Annotated in this window: 16 protein-coding genes; 6 read left to right on the forward strand and 10 right to left on the reverse strand. The window is 68.8% G+C overall.

Annotated elements, in window-relative coordinates; all coding sequences use genetic code 11:
• Nucleotides 1-494: 494 nt before the first annotated feature.
• Nucleotides 495-1,403 carry a hydrogen peroxide-inducible genes activator gene (locus NA12_RS29580; RefSeq protein WP_067458836.1) on the reverse strand — a complete coding sequence of 303 codons (909 nt, stop codon included), beginning with the start codon at nt 1,401-1,403 and terminating at the stop codon, nt 495-497.
• 82 nt (nt 1,404-1,485) lie between these two features.
• Here NA12_RS29580 and NA12_RS29585 point away from each other — a divergent pair, with 82 nt between their 5' ends.
• From NA12_RS29585 to NA12_RS29595, 3 genes are all read left to right on the forward strand, one after another.
• Complete coding sequence (locus tag NA12_RS29585; protein ID WP_067458839.1) at nt 1,486-2,073, forward strand: peroxiredoxin; 588 nt, start codon at nt 1,486-1,488, stop codon at nt 2,071-2,073.
• A 43-nt stretch (nt 2,074-2,116) separates the two neighbouring features.
• The gene (locus NA12_RS29590; protein ID WP_067458842.1) at nt 2,117-2,656 is read left to right on the forward strand and encodes an alkyl hydroperoxide reductase; all 540 of its coding nucleotides are present in this window, start codon (nt 2,117-2,119) and stop codon (nt 2,654-2,656) included.
• 134 nt (nt 2,657-2,790) lie between these two features.
• Complete coding sequence (locus tag NA12_RS29595) at nt 2,791-3,492, forward strand: PhzF family phenazine biosynthesis protein (RefSeq protein ID WP_067458935.1); 702 nt, start codon at nt 2,791-2,793, stop codon at nt 3,490-3,492.
• On the opposite strand, the gene NA12_RS29600 is transcribed toward NA12_RS29595, so the two are convergent.
• Both NA12_RS29600 and NA12_RS29605 read right to left on the reverse strand, forming a co-directional pair.
• Nucleotides 3,489-4,823 (reverse strand): RskA family anti-sigma factor, encoded by a 1,335-nt coding sequence (locus NA12_RS29600; protein ID WP_067458845.1) that lies wholly within the window; start codon nt 4,821-4,823, stop codon nt 3,489-3,491. The genes NA12_RS29595 and NA12_RS29600 overlap by 4 nt on opposite strands.
• A 58-nt stretch (nt 4,824-4,881) precedes the next feature.
• Nucleotides 4,882-5,490 carry a DUF5134 domain-containing protein gene (locus tag NA12_RS29605; RefSeq protein WP_165914891.1) on the reverse strand — a complete coding sequence of 203 codons (609 nt, stop codon included), beginning with the start codon at nt 5,488-5,490 and terminating at the stop codon, nt 4,882-4,884.
• 160 nt (nt 5,491-5,650) lie between these two features.
• Here NA12_RS29605 and NA12_RS29610 point away from each other — a divergent pair, with 160 nt between their 5' ends.
• Nucleotides 5,651-6,148 carry a GNAT family N-acetyltransferase gene (locus NA12_RS29610; protein ID WP_067458851.1) on the forward strand — a complete coding sequence of 166 codons (498 nt, stop codon included), beginning with the start codon at nt 5,651-5,653 and terminating at the stop codon, nt 6,146-6,148.
• Between the two features lie 154 nt (nt 6,149-6,302).
• Here the strand turns inward: NA12_RS29610 and NA12_RS29615 are convergent, their stop codons facing one another.
• Together NA12_RS29615 and NA12_RS29620 are read right to left on the reverse strand one after the other, a co-directional pair.
• Nucleotides 6,303-7,526 (reverse strand): aminotransferase family protein, encoded by a 1,224-nt coding sequence (locus NA12_RS29615; RefSeq protein WP_067458854.1) that lies wholly within the window; start codon nt 7,524-7,526, stop codon nt 6,303-6,305.
• 54 nt (nt 7,527-7,580) lie between these two features.
• A complete protein-coding gene (locus NA12_RS29620; RefSeq protein ID WP_067458857.1) occupies nt 7,581-8,222 on the reverse strand; it encodes a Pr6Pr family membrane protein in 642 nt (213 codons plus the stop codon).
• A gap of 258 nt (nt 8,223-8,480) precedes the next feature.
• Between NA12_RS29620 and hrpA the strand changes: the two genes are divergently transcribed.
• A complete protein-coding gene (gene hrpA / locus NA12_RS29625; protein WP_067458860.1) occupies nt 8,481-12,767 on the forward strand; it encodes an ATP-dependent RNA helicase HrpA in 4,287 nt (1,428 codons plus the stop codon).
• A gap of 21 nt (nt 12,768-12,788) precedes the next feature.
• On the opposite strand, the gene nrdR is transcribed toward hrpA, so the two are convergent.
• The 3 genes from nrdR to NA12_RS29640 form a co-directional block, all read right to left on the reverse strand.
• Nucleotides 12,789-13,253, reverse strand: coding sequence for a transcriptional regulator NrdR (nrdR, locus tag NA12_RS29630; RefSeq protein ID WP_067458862.1), 465 nt, complete (start codon nt 13,251-13,253; stop codon nt 12,789-12,791).
• A 57-nt stretch (nt 13,254-13,310) separates the two neighbouring features.
• Entirely contained in the window at nt 13,311-14,594 is a 1,284-nt protein-coding gene (locus NA12_RS29635) for a hypothetical protein (RefSeq protein ID WP_307188365.1), read from the reverse strand.
• Between the two features lie 103 nt (nt 14,595-14,697).
• A complete protein-coding gene (locus NA12_RS29640; protein ID WP_132370433.1) occupies nt 14,698-15,390 on the reverse strand; it encodes a hypothetical protein in 693 nt (230 codons plus the stop codon).
• A gap of 231 nt (nt 15,391-15,621) precedes the next feature.
• On the opposite strand from NA12_RS29640, the gene lexA reads away from it, so the two are divergent.
• Nucleotides 15,622-16,335, forward strand: a complete 714-nt coding sequence (gene lexA, locus NA12_RS29645; protein WP_067458868.1) for a transcriptional repressor LexA — start codon at nt 15,622-15,624, stop codon at nt 16,333-16,335.
• Here lexA and NA12_RS29650 read toward each other — a convergent pair.
• The gene (locus NA12_RS29650; protein ID WP_067458871.1) at nt 16,332-17,078 is read right to left on the reverse strand and encodes a pirin family protein; all 747 of its coding nucleotides are present in this window, start codon (nt 17,076-17,078) and stop codon (nt 16,332-16,334) included. The two genes, lexA and NA12_RS29650, sit on opposite strands and share 4 nt — an antisense overlap.
• A gap of 114 nt (nt 17,079-17,192) precedes the next feature.
• Nucleotides 17,193-18,116 (reverse strand): lysophospholipid acyltransferase family protein, encoded by a 924-nt coding sequence (locus NA12_RS29655; protein ID WP_084473204.1) that lies wholly within the window; start codon nt 18,114-18,116, stop codon nt 17,193-17,195.
• Nucleotides 18,117-18,184: the final 68 nt, after the last annotated feature.

Raw genomic sequence — 18,184 nt, forward strand, 5'->3', positions numbered from 1 at the left:
ACTCGCCGCGCATGGATCCGATACCGAATTCAGCACGATTCAGAATCGATCAGCAAATTTTTCACAGACCCTTGCCGCGCCGCCATGATCGCTATACCGTGTCGTGGGGGCCATGGGGAGACAACAACAGAGCACGAACCGGTGTACCAGCGGCTATGCGGCAAACAGGTTCCGATGATCAGTCACGTGCACGCTGCCGACGGGTCCACCACCCCACGGTCGACCGCGAAATACCGAACTACGGCGTGGCCTGTTTCGAACGCGCCAGCATCAGTTGGGCATCGAATACAGCGGGAGACTCAGGACTCCCCATCCGACTACCGGATCCCCCAAACAAAAGAATGCCAATAGTTAGCTGACGAAATTTTTTGACCGGCCGAAGTAGGGAAATTTATCGCCGCAGAATCCCCGCCCATACTCCACGGGCGAGGGATGAACAAACCACTGCGCGAAATACAATTCACGATGTCGGTGACGATTGTCGCTCGAACAGATCAGAAAGGCCGCTTGGACCGGATGACCGCCGCGAGGTACTCGTAGTCCGCGGCGCGCGCGGACGACCCCCGATAGGCGAGCCCGATCGTGCGGCCCGGAGCGGGGGCCGCGAAGCGGGCGGTGTCCAGGCTCGCGCGCGTGGTCTCGGCGGCCACCGCCATCTCCGGGATGAGCGTCACCCCGAGCCCGCCCGCCACGCACTGCACCACCGTGGTCAGCGACGCGGCCCTGGTATCGCCGACCGTCCCCGGTTGCACGTCGGCCGAGCGGCACAGGTCCAGGGTCTGATCACGCAGGCAGTGACCCTCGTCCAGCAGCAACAGCGGCAGGTCGGCGAGCGCGGGCGCGGCCAGGTCGGTGCGGCCGGCGAGCTCGTGACCGCGCGGGGTGACCAGCACGAATTCCTCGCTGTAGAGCGGAATCTCCACGAGGCCGTTGGCCTCGGTCGGCAGCGCGAGCACCGCCACGTCCAGCACACCCGTGCGCAGCCCGTCCAGCAGCCGCGCGGTCTGGTCCTCGACCACCTGGGGCAGCACCCCGGGCAGCTTGCGACGTAACTCGGGCAGCAGTTCGGGCAGCACATAGGGGGCGACGGTCGGAATGATGCCCACGCGCAAGGTGCCGCCGAGGGTGTCGCCCGTCGCCGACGCGACGAATCGCTCGGCCGCCTCCAGCGTCGCGATGGCCTGCGGCAGCAACCGCATCCCGGCGGCCGTCACCAACACGCGACGGGTGCTGCGCTCGATCAACTGGAGCCCGAGTCCGTTTTCCAGTGATGCCAGGGCCTGCGATAACGTGGGTTGACTCACAGTCAAACGCGCTGCGGCGGTGCCGAAATGCCGGTATTCGGCGACGGCAACGAACGCACGCAGCTGCGACAGGGTTGGCTGATAAGTCTGATCGCTCACGCCTATCAGTGTACGTCCAGCAATCGGCTTTACCTTTCAGTAGGCTCACATCAACCCCACACCACGAATGAGGAGACGACGCATGGCTCTGCTGACCATCGGCGACCAGTTCCCGGCATACAACCTCAAGGCCGTCATCGGAGGCGACCTCTCCAAGGTCGACGCACAGCAGCCCGATGACTACTTCACCCAGATCACCAGCGACGACCACGCGGGCAAGTGGCGCATCGTGTTCTTCTGGCCCAAGGACTTCACCTTCGTGTGCCCGACCGAGATCGCCGCGTTCGGCAAGCTGAACGACGAGTTCGCCGACCGCGACACCCAGGTGCTCGGCGCCTCGGTGGACAACGAGTTCGTGCACTTCCAGTGGCGCGCCCAGCACGAGGATCTCAAGACCCTGCCCTTCCCGATCCTGTCGGACCTCAAGCGTGAACTGGCCATCGCCACCGGCGTTCTCAACGCCGACGGGGTCGCCGATCGCGCCACCTTCATCGTGGATCCGAACAACGAGGTGCAGTTCGTCTCGGTGACCGCCGGTTCGGTCGGCCGCAATGTCGACGAGGTGCTGCGCGTGCTCGACGCCCTGCAGTCCGACGAGCTGTGCGCCTGCAACTGGAAGAAGGGCGACCCGACGATCAACGTGGGCGAACTCCTTTCGGCCAGCGTCTGATTCACCCTTTTCCACCGAAACATCCCAGAGGAGCCCCACTGTCATGAGCATCGAGAACCTGAAGAACTCTCTTCCCGAGTACGCCAAGGACCTCAAGCTCAATCTGTCGTCGCTGGCACGCACCACGGTGCTCAACGAGCAGCAGCTGTGGGGCACCCTGCTGGCCTCGGCCGCCGCCACGCGTTCGGACACCACCCTGCGCGAGATCGCCGAAGAGGCCGCCGACGTGCTCTCGGCCGAGGCGTACGACGCGGCGCTGGGCGCCGCGTCGATCATGGGCATGAACAACGTGTTCTACCGCGGTAAGGCGTTCCTGGACGGTCGCTACGACGATCTGCGCGCGGGTCTGCGGATGAACATCATCGGCAACCCCGGCGTCGACAAGGCCGACTTCGAGCTGTGGTCGTTCGCGGTGTCCTCGATCAACGGCTGCGCGCACTGCCTCGAGGCGCACGAGAAGACCCTGCGCGAGGCCGGTGTGTCACGCGAGGTGATCTTCGAGTCGCTGCGTGCGGCGGCGATCGTCGCCGGTGTCGGCCAGGCGGTGGCGTCCACCGAGGCGCTGGCCTCGGCTGCCGTCTGATTCGTCGCCTTTCGCACCCTTTTTCAGGCGCTGAGCGGCCCCGATCCGGATTCCGGGTCGGGGCCGCCGCCGTGCTCGCGGCGGGCCCGTCGCGGTTCGATGGGCGCCGCCGCGCGGCCGGTAGGCTCGCGATCATGAACGCACATGATGTGCCCGATACCCCGAACATCCAGGTCGAGGTCGTCCGAGTGTTCACCGATCCGGCCGGAAATCTCGGCAATGCGCTCGGCATCGCCCGCTCCGACGACGTCGTCGCCCTCGACAAGCAGGAACTGGCGGCACGGCTGGGATTCAGCGAGACCACGGTGGTCTCCGACCCTGTCGACGGCGTCGCCGACGTGCGCATCTACACCCCCGTCGTGGAGTTGCCCTTCGCCGGGCATCCCACTGTCGGCACAGCGTGGTGGCTCGATCTGCGGCGCACGCCCGTGCACACCCTGCGGGTGCCCGCGGGGACGGTGCCCGTCGACCGCACCGACGGACTGACCTGGATCACCGCGCGCGCCGAGTGGGCGCCGAAATTCGCCTTCCAGCAACTGGATTCGGTCGACGAGCTAGCGGCATTGGCACCCGTCGACTTCACCGACGGCCAGCATTTCTTCTGGGCCTGGACCGACGAGTCACGCGGCGCGCTGCGCGCCAGGATGTTCGCGCCCGCGATGGGCATCGCCGAGGACGAGGCGACCGGTGCGGCGGCGGTGGCGCTCACCGCGCAGTTGCGCCGCGGGCTGATCATCACCCAGGGACAAGGCTCACAGCTCTACACCGAGTGGGACTCCGACGGGTGGGTTCGCCTCGGCGGACGCGTTGCCGAAGACCACGTGGTGGTGCTCTAACCCTCCGGCTGACCGCCGAAGCGGCGCAGCCACGGCGGTTTGGCCGTCCAGTGGCCGCGACGCTGCGGCGCGGTGCCCAGATCGGCGAGGATGCGGGTCTCGAGTGCGCGGGGCGGGGTGTGCTGGTCGTCCGCGGCCAGTAGCGCGAGCACATCGTGCACCCCACGTACCCGGGTGGCGAACTGCGACAGACTGTCCGGCGTGGTGGCGGCGAGTTTGTTCTCGATGTGGTGGTGTTCGAGTTCGGCGACCGCGTCGAGCGCGTAGGCGTCGGCCAGCGACAGCACCGAGCCGGGCGGGCTCCACGGCTGTTTGGCCGTCCACCGGGGAATCCGCTGTTCGGCGAGCCGTTCGATGCCCTCGGCCAGCAGCCTCGTGACCATCGGTACCCGCATGCCCAGTTCGCGGCCGATGGCGCGGTAGGTTCGGCCACCGTAGTAGGCGAGGACGAAGATCTCGCAGTGGCTGTCGAGCGGGTCCTCGAAGCCGAGTCTGGCCGCGGCTGCCAGCCACGGCATGTCGTCGCCGCGCAGGTCCAGGCGCAGGCGCTGGACCGCGAGGCGATGGATCTGGGCCAGGAGCCAGGACTGGTCGGCGGTGAACGCCGGGCTGTCGCGGCCGGGCGCGTCGGCATGGTCGCGCCCGAGATGTTCGAAGTCGATGCCGGGGTAGGCAGCGCCCGGTCGGTCGACCTCGGCAGGGCCGAAGCTCCGCAGGTCGGCTCCGACCTGGTCGGTTCCGACGCCGTCCTGGCCTGCGGCCTCGCACGCGTGATCCGAGTGCGGTCGTCGGTCGCGGGGATCTGCGCTCTCGCGCCCTGAGACAGAGCAGTCGACGAGATGATCCGAGGCCCGAGAACTGGAGTCGTCGACACGGTCGAGGGGGCGGGAACCGTCGGGTGAGTAGACGATGCCACGGCCGAAGGCGATGTCCATCGCACCGTAGTCGGGCGTCAGATCGGACCGCTGCTCGGTCGCGACGAACGCCGAACGGCCCCACGGTGTCCCGAGGTCCGGCCCGGGAAGGGGCAACGGGGCGGTCATCGCGTCTTCCCCGGATTCCGTGGTGGGCGAATCGGGTTCCCGGTCGGCGTCGTCCTCGGCGGCGATCCACTGCGCCGATCTCGCACGGCGATAGCCTTCGCGGACAACGTCTTCGGCGGCACCGCGGCGATGTAGCACCCGCAGGGCCAGCCCGAACGCGGCGGCGCCGGTGGCGTGGTAGAGCGCGCGCATCTCCTCACGATCGTCGGCACCGGACCGGATCGGCGGAACCCGCGCACCGCCGCCGCGCGACCCCGGTGGCGGTTGGGGACCGCGCTGCCCGCTCATCGTCGAATTCCTGCCCGCACTAAGGCAATTCGCAGCGCGAGCGGTTGTGGATCGGTATTCACCGCCCGATCGCGGCGATCAACATGAACGCGGTCCCGATATCCATCACCACATGGGGCACCAGCGCCGAGGTCAGCGGGTGGGAACCGGCGGGATGGACGAAGCGATGCCAGCGTGAGCGGTGACCAGCCGACCCGAGGGCCAGCAGCGCGTCGAGGCCGAACAGCACCGCCAGCACCAGGGCTGGCCACCTCGCCCCGCCGGCGCCGTGCGCCGCCGTGTGCCCGGCCATCGCGTACAGCATCGCCGCGGCGGCGACGGTGTGGTAGCCCAGCGCCAGCACCCCGTCGGGCGCCGAACCGGCGCGCCACCCCCGCACACGTTCGGCGAGCAGGATCGCGAAGGCCACGGTGAGGGCGGTCAGCAGCCCGCGCATCGCGTGCGGGTCGGTGGCGGCGGGGAACACCAGCATCACCAGCATGACCAGGCACATGAGCAGGTGCGCGCTGTCGGACGCGGTATCGACCCGGTATGTCGACGGGGTTCGCCTGATCAACCGGGTCGCCACGATCAGCGCTGCCAGCACGAACGCGACGACCACCGGCCACCGGACGAACGCGTATTGCTCCACGAAATCGGCCACACCCCACCACTTTCGAGTCGACACCCGCCCCACCATGCTCGCATCCCGGCGGGGGCCACGGGCTGTTTTCCGAGGTCGCGCGCATCCGACGGAGGTGTCCCTCCGTTCGCCGCCCCGGTGAGATCGCCCCGGGCGGAACCGACCCGGTGCATCGGGCGTCGAGCTCGACCCGCAAACTGGACTGATGACCGACAACCCGATCGGCGCGGTCGGCCGACTCCGGGTGGTGGCCGATGATCTCTCCGGCGCCGCTATCGCTGCCCTGCTGGCCGCGCATCACGCGGAAATGGCGGACACCTCCCCCGCCGAGAGCATGCACGCCCTCGACCTCACCGCCCTGCGTGATCCGGCGGTCACGGTGTGGAGCGCGTGGACCGGCGACGACCTCCTCGGGTGCGGCGCGCTGAAGGAACTCGATGCCGAGCACGCCGAGATCAAGTCCATGCGCACCGCCGACGGACACACCGGGCGCGGGGTGGCCGCCGCCGTGCTCGCCCACCTGGTCGCGGTGGGCCGAGAACGCGGGTACCGGCGGCTGAGCCTGGAGACCGGCGCCGAGGACTTCTTCGCCCCGGCCCGCCGCCTCTACCTGCGCCACGGCTTCACCGAATGCGGCCCGTTCGGCGACTACTCCGCCGACCCGCTGAGCCGATTCTTCACCCTGCGGCTCGTACCCGGCTGATCCCGCATGCGGACATCGGCGCAATGTGGCGGTATCGCGTCCGCCTCACCACCACCGATACCCGTGTTCGCCCGCACGGAGCGCGGCGGCCTCGTACCAGTCCGGGCCCACCAACGGGTCTCGCCGACAGGTCCGGTGTGGATCGACAGCCGAATCAGCCGAGGGCGCGGGCGAATCCGTCGGCCAGTTCAGCGACCTGGGCATCGGTCATGACGAACGACGGCGAGATCTGCATGGCGCCCGCACCGGCCGCGCGGCCGGAGATGCCGTGTTGGCGCAGGGTTTTCACCAGGGCGGGCCCCTCGGACGGGTCGACGAGCTGCACGGCCGCCACCGCACCGAGACCGCTGCGGATCTCGGCGACGCGGGGGTGCTCGGCCAACGGTGCCAACGCGGTGTGCAACGTGGACTCGAGGCGGGCAGCCTCCTCGAGCAGACCCTCACGCTCGATGATGGCGAGGTTGGCCAGGGCCGCGGCGGCCGCACCGGCGTGACCGCCGTAGGTGTAGCCGTGGCGGAACCAGGTGCCGCCGGCGAAGAAGGGCTCGGCCAGGTGCGGGGCGATGAAGACCGCGCCCATCGGGAGGTAACCGGAGGTGAGGCCCTTGGCGGTGGTCATCAGGTCGGGCCGCAGATCGAAGCGGGTGGAGGCGAACCAGGAGCCGCCGATGCGGCCGAACCCGGTGACCACCTCGTCGGCGACGAACAGGATGTCGTGCTCGCGGCAGATCTGGCGGACCTCGGCCAGGTAACCCTCGGGCGGCAGGTACACCCCGCCCGCGCCGATGATCGGTTCGCAGAAGAACGCGGCGATCTGTTCGGCGCCGACCTCGTCGATCAGGGCGAGCAGTGATTTCGCGTCGTCCCATTCGACCGTGCGGGTGTCGGCGACCAGCACGCCGTAGCCCTCCTTGTTCGGCGTCAGACCGCCGAGCGAGGTGCTCGCGTAGTGCATGCCGTGGTAGGCCAACCGGCGACCGACCAGGATCTTCTTGTCGGTACGGCCCTGTTCGTGCCAGTAGCGGCGGGCCAATTTGGCCGCTGTCTCCACCGAATCGGAGCCACCGGAGGTGAAGAAGATCTTGCTGCCCGCCACGGGAGCGATCGACGACAGTTTCTCGGCGAGTTCCTGGGTGGGCGCCTCGGTGAGGTCGCCGAAGTTGGAGTAGTGCGCGATGGTGCGCAGCTGATCGGCGACGGCGTCGGCGATCTCGCCGCGGCCGTGGCCGACGTTGGCGAACCACAGCCCGGCGGTGGCGTCGAGATACCGCGTGCCCGCTGTGTCGAAGACATGAGCGCCTTCACCGCGAGCGATAACGAACGCACCGTCACGATCGACGGCACCCATGTCGGCGAATCCGTGCCAGAGCGCATTCATGGCTCCACATTTACCCCACCACGCCGACCGGCGCGTGCCGGGCCCGCCGCTGGGTCAGCCCGCCGACTCGCGTTCGCGCCACCGAGCGGGCAGATCGCCCAGGCTCGCCATCGCGACCGCGAGTACCACGAACACCACGAGCAGCACCGCCAACCCGATCGTCAGCGACACGTATCCCTGCGTCCGTGGGTCGATGAACGGGTACGGATACCAGTCGGCGATCGGGCCGCGGATCAGGCTGTAGACGCCGTAGGCGACCGGGAAGATCAGCCACAGACCGATCAGCTCGGGAGTGGGTCGCAGGCGTCGCGCCATCGCGACGAACAACCAGTCGAACAGCAGGACCAGCGGCAGGATGCGATGCAGGATGTCGTTGATCCACCGGTCCACGAGCATCACGTCGACATTCGCCAGCAGGACCGCGTAGACGACCATCGTGATGAGCATGTAGAGCGTGACCGCGCCACGCAGGATCTGCCACCGCGAGCTCTGCGGCGCTGCCAGGCCGCCGACCAGCAACACGAGCACGGCCGCGATATTGGACTCGATGGTGAAGTAGCTCAGGAAATTCGTGAGCGAGAACGTCGCCGAGTCGATGTTGCGCAACGGTATCCACACCAGCGCCACGATTCCGAGCAGCCCGAAACCGAGCCGGTAGGCCCTGATCCACCACGCCGTTCGCACCGATGCGCTCATGCTGTGTGCCTTTCACAGGGTCGGGCGACCCGCGTGCTGACGCGAAGCGCCAGCCGGGCGCGCATTCCCGGATCCTCGCATGAGCGAGGGCCCCCGACCGGGACCTCGTGCGCGCAAGATCGTCGCGTCCCGTGGTGGGGCCCCGACGCGCGGACCACGACGGGTGGGTGCTGTGGTGTGTCGTCGGTCTCGGCGAGTATGCCGGGCAGACACGCGCGGGAAAAACCGGTGGCGGGCTTCGCTAGGCTGGTAGGCGCAATGACCAGGACAGCTAGCACCGGAACCCGCGCGCTGCGCACCCGCCTGGCGGAGGTCTCGCTGCGCGACGAACATCGGCTCCAGCGCAAGCTCGACCGTGCGCGCCCCGACGATCTGCCCGCACTAGAGGCCGAGATCGCCACCGCCGCCACCCGCGTGGCCAACCGCCGCGCGGCGCTTCCGCAGATCACCTACCCGGAACAACTTCCCGTTTCCGCGCGTCGCGACGATATCGCCGCCGCCATCGCCGCCAACCAGGTCGTGATCGTGGCCGGTGAGACGGGTTCGGGCAAGACCACCCAGATCCCGAAGATCTGCCTCGAACTCGGTCGCGGTATCCGTGGCACCATCGGGCACACCCAGCCGCGCCGGCTCGCCGCGCGCACCGTGGCCGAACGCATCGCCGACGAGCTCGGCGGCGAACTCGGCGACGTGATCGGCTACACCGTCCGCTTCACCGATCAGGCTTCCGATCGCACGCTGGTCAAACTGATGACCGACGGCATCCTGCTCGCCGAGATCCAGCGCGACCGGATGCTGCGCCGCTACGACACGATCATCATCGACGAGGCCCACGAACGCAGCCTCAATATCGACTTCCTGCTCGGGTACCTGAAACAGTTGCTGCCGCGCCGTCCCGATCTCAAGGTGATCATCACCTCGGCGACGATCGATCCCGAACTGTTCGCCCGCCATTTCGCCGACGCGAACGGCACACCCGCGCCGATCGTCGAGGTGTCGGGCCGGTCCTATCCGGTGGAGTTGCGGTACCGGCCGCTGTCGCTGGAACTGCCCGGATCCGACGAGGACGAGGACACCCGTGTCGTCGACCGCGACCCCACCGACGCCATCGCCGACGGAGTTGTCGAGCTGTTCGCCGAAGGCGACGGCGATGTGCTGGTATTCCTGTCGGGCGAACGCGAGATCCGCGACACCGCCGACGCCCTGCGCGATCTGAAACTGCCCCGCACCGAGATCGTGCCGCTGTACGCGCGCTTGTCGGCCGCCGAGCAGCACCGGGTGTTCGCCCCGCATACCGGTCGCCGGGTGGTGCTGGCCACCAATGTCGCCGAGACCTCGCTGACCGTGCCGGGCATCCGCTACGTCATCGACCCCGGCACCGCGCGCATCTCGCGCTATTCGATGCGCACCAAGGTGCAGCGGCTACCCATCGAAGAAGTCTCGCAGGCCTCGGCTCGGCAGCGATCGGGTCGCTGCGGCCGTGTGGCGGACGGCATCTGTATCCGGCTGTACTCCGAGGACGATTTCGAGGCGCGGCCCGCGTTCACCGAGCCGGAGATCCTGCGCACCAACCTCGCCGCCGTGATCCTGCAGATGACGGCGCTGGGACTGGGCGATATCGAGAGCTTCCCGTTCGTGGAGGCCCCCGACCGTCGGGCCATCCGCGACGGAATCGCGCTGCTCGAAGAGCTGGGCGCGCTGGCGCACGGCAGCACGAAATCCGTTGACGGCGACACGGATTCGGGCAAGCACCTCACGCTCACCCCGATCGGGCGGGAGATGGCGCAGCTGCCGGTGGACCCGCGGATGGCGCGAATGCTCGTCGAGGCGCAGCGCAACGGGTGCCTCGACGAGGTGCTGATCATCGTGGCGGCGCTGTCGATCCAGGATGTGCGCGAACGCCCCGTCGAACATCAGCAGGCCGCCGACGCCCAGCACGCGCGCTTCGTCGTCGAGGGCTCGGACTTCCTGGCCTACCTGCGCCTGTGGGATTACCTCACCGAGCAGCGCAAGTCGCTGTCGTCCAACCAGTTCCGCCGGATGTGCCGCGACGAGTTCCTGCACTACCTGCGCATCAGGGAGTGGCAGGACCTGCACGGTCAGTTGCGCACCATCGCCCGCGGGATGGGCTGGAACGACCCGGGCGCACGGGCGAATTCCGAACACGAGGCGCCGGCTTCCGGAGCGGGCCGATCCGCAGCGGGCGAGGGCTCTCGCCAGGGCGGACAGCCTCGACGATCCCGTGGCCGCGGACCCGACGTGGGGCAACGCGGGAAGGACGGGCCCCAGCGCGGGAACGACGCAGCACAGCACGGAGACAACCCGGCGCAGCGCGGAACCGAGCCGGCGCAGCGCGAAAACAACACGGCGCAGCGTGGAAACGACGGGGCGCGGCGCGGGAACGAGCCGGCCCAGCGTGGCAGGCAGTCCGGCCGGGCCGCGGTGAAATCCCTTCGGGCGTCTTCGGATTCCGCCGACGAGGATGCGATGCCGTGGCCGAGTGCCCAGATCCACCAGTCGCTACTGGCGGGCATGCTCTCGCATATCGGCGTCCGCGAGGCGGAATCGCGCGAGTTCCTCGGGGCGCGCAACGCGAAGTTCATGATCTTTCCCGGGTCGTCGCTGGCCAAGAAGGCGCCACGCTGGGTGATGGCGGCCGAACTGGTGGAGACCTCGCGGCTGTGGGGGCGGATCGCGGCGAAGGTGGAGCCGGAGTGGGCCGAACGGCTCGCCGGCGACCTGGTGAAACGGACCTACTCCGAACCACATTGGTCGGCCAAGCGCGGATCGGCTCGCGCCTACGAGCGCGCCACGCTGTACGGGGTGCCGTTGGTGACCGGGCGTCCCGTCGACTTCGGGCGCATCGACCCCGAACAGTCGCGCGAGCTGTTTCTGCGCCACGCCCTGGTACAGGGTGAATGGCAGACGCGGCACGGGTTCTTCGCCCGCAATCGCGCCCTCATCGACGATGTGGCCGACCTCGAGCATCGGGCCCGGCGCCGCGACATCCTCGTCGACGACGAAGTGCTCTTCGAGTTCTACGACAAGCGAATTCCCGCCGACATCGTGTCGGTGCGCCATTTCGACAGCTGGTGGCGCAAGACCGAACGCGCCGACCCCGCACTGCTGGACTTCTCGACCGACACCGTGGTCAATGCCGGTGTCGCCGCCCTCGACCCCACCGATTTCCCCGACGCGTGGCGGCAGGGTGAACTCAGCTTTCCGCTCACCTACCAGTTCGAGCCGGGCCGAGACGACGACGGCGTCACCGCGCGGATCCCGGTGGAACAACTCGCGCACGTGCGCGCGGTCGGCTTCGACTGGCTGGTGCCGGGGATGCGCGAGGAACTGGCCGCCGCGTTCATCAAAACGCTCCCGAAAACCTTGCGGCGCGCGGTCGTTCCCGCACCGGACTTCGCGTCGGCGGCGTTACGCGGGCTGACCCCGCGCGCCGAACCGCTGCGCACGGGACTGTCGCGGGAGCTGTCGCGACTGGGTTCGGTGACCATCACCGCCGACGATCTCTCCCCCACGGCGCTGCCCGATCACCTGCGGATGACCTTCGCCGCTGTCGATCGCGACGGCAAGGTACTCGCCAAGAGCAAGAGCCTGCCGCAGCTGAAAGCACAACTGGCCGAACAGGTTTCGGCGTCGGTGGCCCGCGCCACCGCCGGTGCCGAACGCGCGCCCGCGACAGTGTGGACCTCGGAGTCCCTCGGTTCGGTTGCGCCGACCGTGAGCCGCGAAGTCGCCGGTCAGACAGTGACCGGCTATCCGGCGCTCGTTCCCGAGGGCGAAGGGGTGGCGGTGCGGGTGCTCAGCTCACCGGGAGAACAGGCCGCCGCGATGCGGGCCGGTGTGCGCACCCTGCTCCTGGCCGCGATCCCCACCTCGACCCGGGCGGTCACCGCCGGACTGCCCGCTCGCGATCGACTGGCACTGAGTCAGAACCCCGACGGCTCCCTGGACAAGCTGGTCGAGGACTGCCGCAGCGCCGCCGCCGACGAACTGATCGCCAAGGCGGGCGGCCCGGTTCGCTCGCCGCAGGAGTTCGACGCGCTGGTGGCCGCCGTCCGCCCGCAGCTGTCGACGGCGGTCGTCGCGTTGATCCGTACCGTCGTGCCCGTGCTGGCCGCCGCCCAGCAGGCGCGGGCCGCGCTGGCCGACACCCTCGAAGCCGATATCGCCGACGATGTGCGTCAGCAGCTCGACGACCTGCTGTTTCCCGGATTCGTCGCCGAATGGGGCCGGGTGCGGCTACGCGAACTCCCACGCTACCTGCTCGCCGCGGCCCACCGCCTGGAAGCACTGCCGGGGTCGGCGGTGCGTGACCGGCAGGCGATGGTCGAGGTGGACCGGATGCTCACCGCCTACGACAAGCTCGTTGGCGCGCTGCCCCCGGCGCGCAAGAACGCGCGCGAGGTCACCGAGATCTGGTGGATGATCGAGGAACTGCGCGTCAGCCTGTTCGCCCAGAAGCTGGGCACGCCGTATCCGGTGTCGGCCAAGCGCATCGAGAAGGCGATCGGCTCGATCCGACGCTGACCGGCGCGGCAGGGACGTGGATCAGTCGACCGCGGCGGCCGCGCGAGCAGCCCGCATCTCGGTGATCTCGCGTTCGAAATCGGCTGCGCTCGTGAAGGATCGGTACACCGAGGCGAAGCGTAGATAGGCCACCTCGTCGAGGTCGCGCAGGGGGCCGAGGATGGCGAGGCCGACCTCGTGACTCGGCACCTCCGGAGATCCCTTGGCGCGCACCGCGTCTTCGACCTGCTGGGCGAGCAGGTTCAGGGCGTCGTCGTCGACCTCGCGGCCCTGGCAGGCTCGGCGCACACCGACGATCACCTTCTCCCGGCTGAACGGCTCGGTCACGCCACTGCGCTTGACCACCGACAGGACCGCGGTCTCGACGGTGGTGAATCGGCGGGCGCAGCTCGGGCAGGAACGACGACGGCGGATCGCCGTACCCTCCTCGGCTTCCCGCGAGTCGACGACGCGCGAGTCGGGGTGTCGGCAGTACGGGCAATGCATCCGAGGGTTCCTTCGTCGATGCGCATTTCTATTCCATGGCTCTTGACAGGATACCGGTCAGGATGGCACAAGCTGCCACTGCGTGGTCAGGTCCGCGATGATGTCGGGAAGTCGGGCGAGCATCCGGCCCCGGTCGAGTTTGACGGCGAACGGTTCGCGATACACCGTCGCCGCGCGTGCCGCGTCGGTCGCGAGCTCGAGATGGCGCGGCAGCAGGTCGGCGGTGATGTAATCCCAGCGAGATTCGCGGTCGGCCCAATTGAACGCGGGCAGCGGCGTCCGCAGGCCGAGCGGACGCCCCGCGGCGACCGGCGACCACACCGTGACCGGGGCGTACACGCCGGGAGCGCGGGTACCGGGGACGGCGGGCTTGCCCGCGACCGTGGTGACATAGGTGAGCACTCGCCCCATGCCGCCGCGACCGCGTGCGGTCGCGTCCCACTGGTCGGCGACGATCTGGTTCTGTTCCCGATCGGCCATGGCGACCAGCGCGGCGGCGCGGCCCGCTTCGGTGCCGCCGTCGATCCCCGTCCACGCCGCCCGCATGCCGTCGTCGAGCAGGCCGGCCGCGTGCATCTCGTCGATGCCCGCCATCCCGTCGGCGAGGTAGGCCTCGTGCATGGGAACCAGGTCGATGAAGATGTGTTTCTGCATGATCGCCAGCCGCGTCTGATACCAGGCGAGGTCGGCGGCGGTCAGACTGGGGGCGCGGACGGCCAGGTCGGTGATATCGGCCGGGACGCCGGTGCGCAGTTCCGGCGGGGTGGCACCCAGCAGGTCGGCGACGACGTTGCCCAGTTCGTGTATCCCGCCGACGGACACCACGCCGCCGATATCGCCGACGTCGAAGAAGCCGGCGGCGAAGGACGCGCCCGCGATGCCCGCCATGCCCGCCCAGTAGAGATCGGAGCGCGTGGCGGCGAGGCGGAAGTAGTTCACATACACCTGGCTGAAGGTGGTGGAATTGGCCGCGACGCCGCGCTCGGGTGCCCAGGCGTCGAGGTCGATCGCGGCGTTGTCGGTAGCCACGACGAGCCAGTACTGGTGCAGCAGCGTCGCGTACCGCGTGGGGTCGATGCCGTCCGCACGGGCCTGGGTCAGCGCGTCGCGCAGCGGTTGCCGCGTCGAGGGCAGCTCCGGGTGCAGACCGCCGCCGTATTCGCCGTCACCGTTGAGCGTGGGCAGGTCGAGGTAGGCGAGGTAGGCGGGAGCCGCGTGCGCGGCGGGAGCCAGTAGCGCACCGAGCAGTACAACGAGCAGTACAACGATCGAGCAGCGGCGCACCGAAACCTCACATCCGAGTTCGATCGGGGCACCGCCCCGATTCAGGATGCCCGTCACCGTAGCAACGTGTTCTAGTTTCAGGACGCGATTCGTCGATACCGCCGATCTGCCGTACTTCCGGCAGCGCCGCGAAAATATTGTCCGCGCAGCGATATTCGACTCATCGCCCCGGGGTGAGCTGCGTACCGAACCCCGCCTGCCCGGAAATGCCAGGGGTGGTCGAGTCGACCCGGTCGACGAAACCGCCCGCACGCACATGCGCCAGCCCGAGGAAAGCCACGACGATCAGCGCGGTCATCAGCGCCGTGACGGCCAGCGCGGCCAATCCGACCTTGGCCTGCTCTACCCGGCGCAGCGGATGGACGCCTCGCGCACGTCCCGCGCGCACGGGACCGCGGGCGTAGAGCGAGAGTTCACTGCGCGGCGCGTGGTGCCGCGGACCGCGATCGGCCGGCGGCCGTACGAGGTCGCGGGTTCGGTGCGCAGGCGTGGCGCGGGGCACGGTGGCGAAGGCGAGATCGAGTTCGGCGTCGGTGAGTTCGATCCGCCGGGGGGCGCGGACGATGTCGCCCGGTTCGACAACGGGCAGGGCGTTCGCGGGCGCGCTCAGGACGCCGGATCGAACGATACTGCGCACGATTTCCGCCGGCGCGTGCGTAGGAGCGGGCCGAGGCGGGGCCGGTAGTGAGATGGACTCGGTCGACGACGCTTCGGCGGCGTGCCGTTCGGCGCCCGCCCGCCGCGGCATCGCCGATCGGACCACCGCGAAAGGACGTGGGGCGCGGGCGGTCCGGCGCCGACGGAGCATCGGCTCCGGCTCGTCGGTACGCAGGGCGCTGGTTGCTGTGCTCATCGGAAGAACCTCCGGGGTGGTGTACTCCACTGCTGCGAGAAAGTGCTGATGAGGCGGCAATGCCTCCCGGTATTCGAACACCTGTGCGATGAACTGATGTTCGATTTCTACCAGATCCCCGAGCTGCTGTCAGCACGAAACGCCCGACATGCTCGAACAGATGTTTGATAGTTCGGCGTGGCACGACTAGCCTCGAGATGGCGAATTCGACAACTGGAAGGGCGGGACACGGTGACCCACACAGACGACACGGGTGACGAAAGCGGCACCGGCACCGTCACATCGGGATCCGGAACGGATCTCACCGTGCGTCAACGCACGGTCCTCGATGTCATCCGTTCCTCGGTGACCGAACGCGGCTATCCGCCCAGCATCCGCGAGATCGGCGACGCCGTCGGTCTCACCTCCACCTCCTCGGTGGCCCATCAACTGCGCGCCCTGGAACGCAAGGGCTACCTGCGCCGGGATCCGAATCGACCGCGCGCGGTGAATGTTCGCGGGCTCGACGAGGCGGTCCACTCGGTCACCGCACTGCCGCAGCAGACCGACGAGGTCGACCCGAGCCGCCCGACACCGACGTTCGTCCCCGTCCTCGGCCGGATCGCCGCCGGTGGCCCGATCCTGGCCGAGCAGGCCGTGGAAGACGTGTTCCCGCTGCCGCGCGAACTCGTCGGCGAGGGTTCGCTGTTCCTGCTCAAGGTCGTCGGCCAGTCGATGATCGACGCGGCCATCTGCGACGGCGACTTCGTGGTGGTGCGCCAGCAGAACGTCGCCGAGGGTGGCGACATCGTCGCCGCGATGATCGACGGCGAGGCCACCGTGAAGACCTTCAAGCGCAGCGGCAAGGACGTGTGGCTGATGCCGCACAACCCGCACTTCGAACCCATCCCCGGCAACGACGCGCAAATTCTGGGCAAGGTCGTCACTGTGATCCGCAAGGTCTAGCGGCGCGCGGTCTCGGTCATCTCCCAGATCAGCAGCTCGACGGCGGTCAGCGCGGTGACGCGGTGGCCGCCGGTGGCGGTGAGGCGGACGGCGTCGCCCTGCTCCAGGGTGCCGTAGCCCTCGTAGTCGGCGGTGCCGCGCGCGAGGAAGACGTGACCGTAGGGCGCGTCGGGGACCGTGATCGTGCGCCCCGGGTCCAGCCGCGCGACATGGAAGGCGGCATGACGATTGCCGATGCCGATCGCTGCCTCGCCCCGATGGCGCGGCAGCCCGGATGCCACCGCCACGAGCGCGTTGCGGGCGAGTTCACCTTCGATATCGAGTTCCTGATAACTCGGGGCGAGGCCCGTCGTGTCCGGCGGGATCCACATCTGCACCACATGCAGGCGTTCCTTCTCCCGGTAGCCCGCCCCGTTGCGCTCCGAATGCAGGATGCCCGTGCCCGCGCTCATCCGTTGCGCGAGGCCGGGACGGATGAGGCCCGAGTGTCCGGCCGAATCCTGGTGCACCACGGTGCCCTCCAGTACCCAGGTGAGGATCTCGGTATCGCGGTGCTGATGGGTATCGAAACCCTCGCCGGGGTCGACGATGTCCTCGTTGTGCACGAGCAGCAGCCCGTGCGCGTGGTCCTCGAGCACGAAGTTGCCGGTGACCGGGAACGACTGGCGCGAGTCGAGCCATTCGTTGCGCCAGCGCCTGCGGTCGGCGCCGGGCACGACCTGGACGTGTTCGGTCACGGTCATCGCCACCCTCTCATTATCCGGACCCTGGTCCGCATAACTGGGTAACGGAATCGGCGCCGCGCGCATTCCGCACCCCCACAAGTGCGGCTGTCGGCGCCGATCAGGCGATGGCGGTCACCAGGGCAGCGCGTCGCGCAGGCGGCCGACCAGCGTGCGGCCGCGGTCGCGGTCACGCTCGTTGAACAGGAACTGCAGTTCCTCCTCCAGCCCCTTACGCACCACATCCCGCAGATCGGCGGACGCGCCGTCGAGATCGTCGGCCTCCAGCCACGGCGTGGGGTCGATCGGCGCGCCCGCCGAGAAGTAGAACCGCTCGGGGCGGGGCAACGGCGTCGGACCGACGCCCTTCACCAGCGGCGGGCTCAGCTCAGGATTGATGCCGAGCAGGCGGCAGGTCCAGCGCAGCGGCGACATCACCGGGTGCTGGCCGTCGAAGACGATGTCGTAGGCATCGTCGATACCGATCATCGCCAGCGGCACGATCGGCACGCCCGCCTGGATCGCCATCCGCGCGAAACCCGTGCGACCCTCCCACTTCAGCTCGTACTTCTCGCCGGCGCGGCGGATCGCCTCACGGCCGCCCCCGGGGAACACCACCACCGCTTCCCCTCGCTCGAGCAGCGCGAGGCAGTTCGAGCGCGTGCCGCGGACCACGCCGAAATGATGCAGGAAATCCCGCACGCCGGGCACCATCAGCACGTGCTCGGCCAGGCCGCGCACCAGCCTGCCGCGCACGCGCAGGATCTCCGGCAGGAGCAGTGGCGCATCGATCGCGCCGAGCAGATTGTGGTTGGCCACGATCAGCACCGGTCCCTGCGCCGGAATATTCTCCAGACCGTAGAACTTCGGACTCGTCCACGCCCGCAGCGGCGCGAGTACCGCCTCGAACGCGCGGATATCGCCCGCACTGGGCGCCGGACTCAGCGGCGCTCCGTCCGAGAGAACAGGGTCCGAGAGAACAGGGTCCGAGAGAACAGGGGCGCCCACCGCGACCCCGTTCCCCGTCCCATCGTTGTTACCTTGATGGTCGTTCGACATAACACCCTCCTGCTGTCGATATTCGACCATAGCGTCCGAAAATCCCTGTGTCGCATCGGCATTTGTCC

Source organism: Nocardia alba NBRC 108234, assembly GCF_001612665.1.
GTDB lineage: Bacteria > Actinomycetota > Actinomycetes > Mycobacteriales > Mycobacteriaceae > Nocardia > Nocardia alba.

Coding starts and splice junctions, on each gene's coding strand:
- NA12_RS29585 (WP_067458839.1), top strand. CDS start 1,486: ATGGCTCTGCTGACCATCGGCGACCAGTTCCCGGCATACAACCTCAAG.
- NA12_RS29590 (WP_067458842.1), top strand. CDS start 2,117: ATGAGCATCGAGAACCTGAAGAACTCTCTTCCCGAGTACGCCAAGGAC.
- NA12_RS29595 (WP_067458935.1), top strand. CDS start 2,791: ATGAACGCACATGATGTGCCCGATACCCCGAACATCCAGGTCGAGGTC.
- NA12_RS29600 (WP_067458845.1), bottom strand. CDS start 4,823: ATGAGCGGGCAGCGCGGTCCCCAACCGCCACCGGGGTCGCGCGGCGGC.
- NA12_RS29610 (WP_067458851.1), top strand. CDS start 5,651: ATGACCGACAACCCGATCGGCGCGGTCGGCCGACTCCGGGTGGTGGCC.
- NA12_RS29615 (WP_067458854.1), bottom strand. CDS start 7,526: ATGAATGCGCTCTGGCACGGATTCGCCGACATGGGTGCCGTCGATCGT.
- NA12_RS29620 (WP_067458857.1), bottom strand. CDS start 8,222: ATGAGCGCATCGGTGCGAACGGCGTGGTGGATCAGGGCCTACCGGCTC.
- hrpA (WP_067458860.1), top strand. CDS start 8,481: ATGACCAGGACAGCTAGCACCGGAACCCGCGCGCTGCGCACCCGCCTG.
- nrdR (WP_067458862.1), bottom strand. CDS start 13,253: ATGCATTGCCCGTACTGCCGACACCCCGACTCGCGCGTCGTCGACTCG.
- NA12_RS29640 (WP_132370433.1), bottom strand. CDS start 15,390: ATGAGCACAGCAACCAGCGCCCTGCGTACCGACGAGCCGGAGCCGATG.
- NA12_RS29650 (WP_067458871.1), bottom strand. CDS start 17,078: ATGACCGTGACCGAACACGTCCAGGTCGTGCCCGGCGCCGACCGCAGG.
- NA12_RS29655 (WP_084473204.1), bottom strand. CDS start 18,116: ATGTCGAACGACCATCAAGGTAACAACGATGGGACGGGGAACGGGGTC.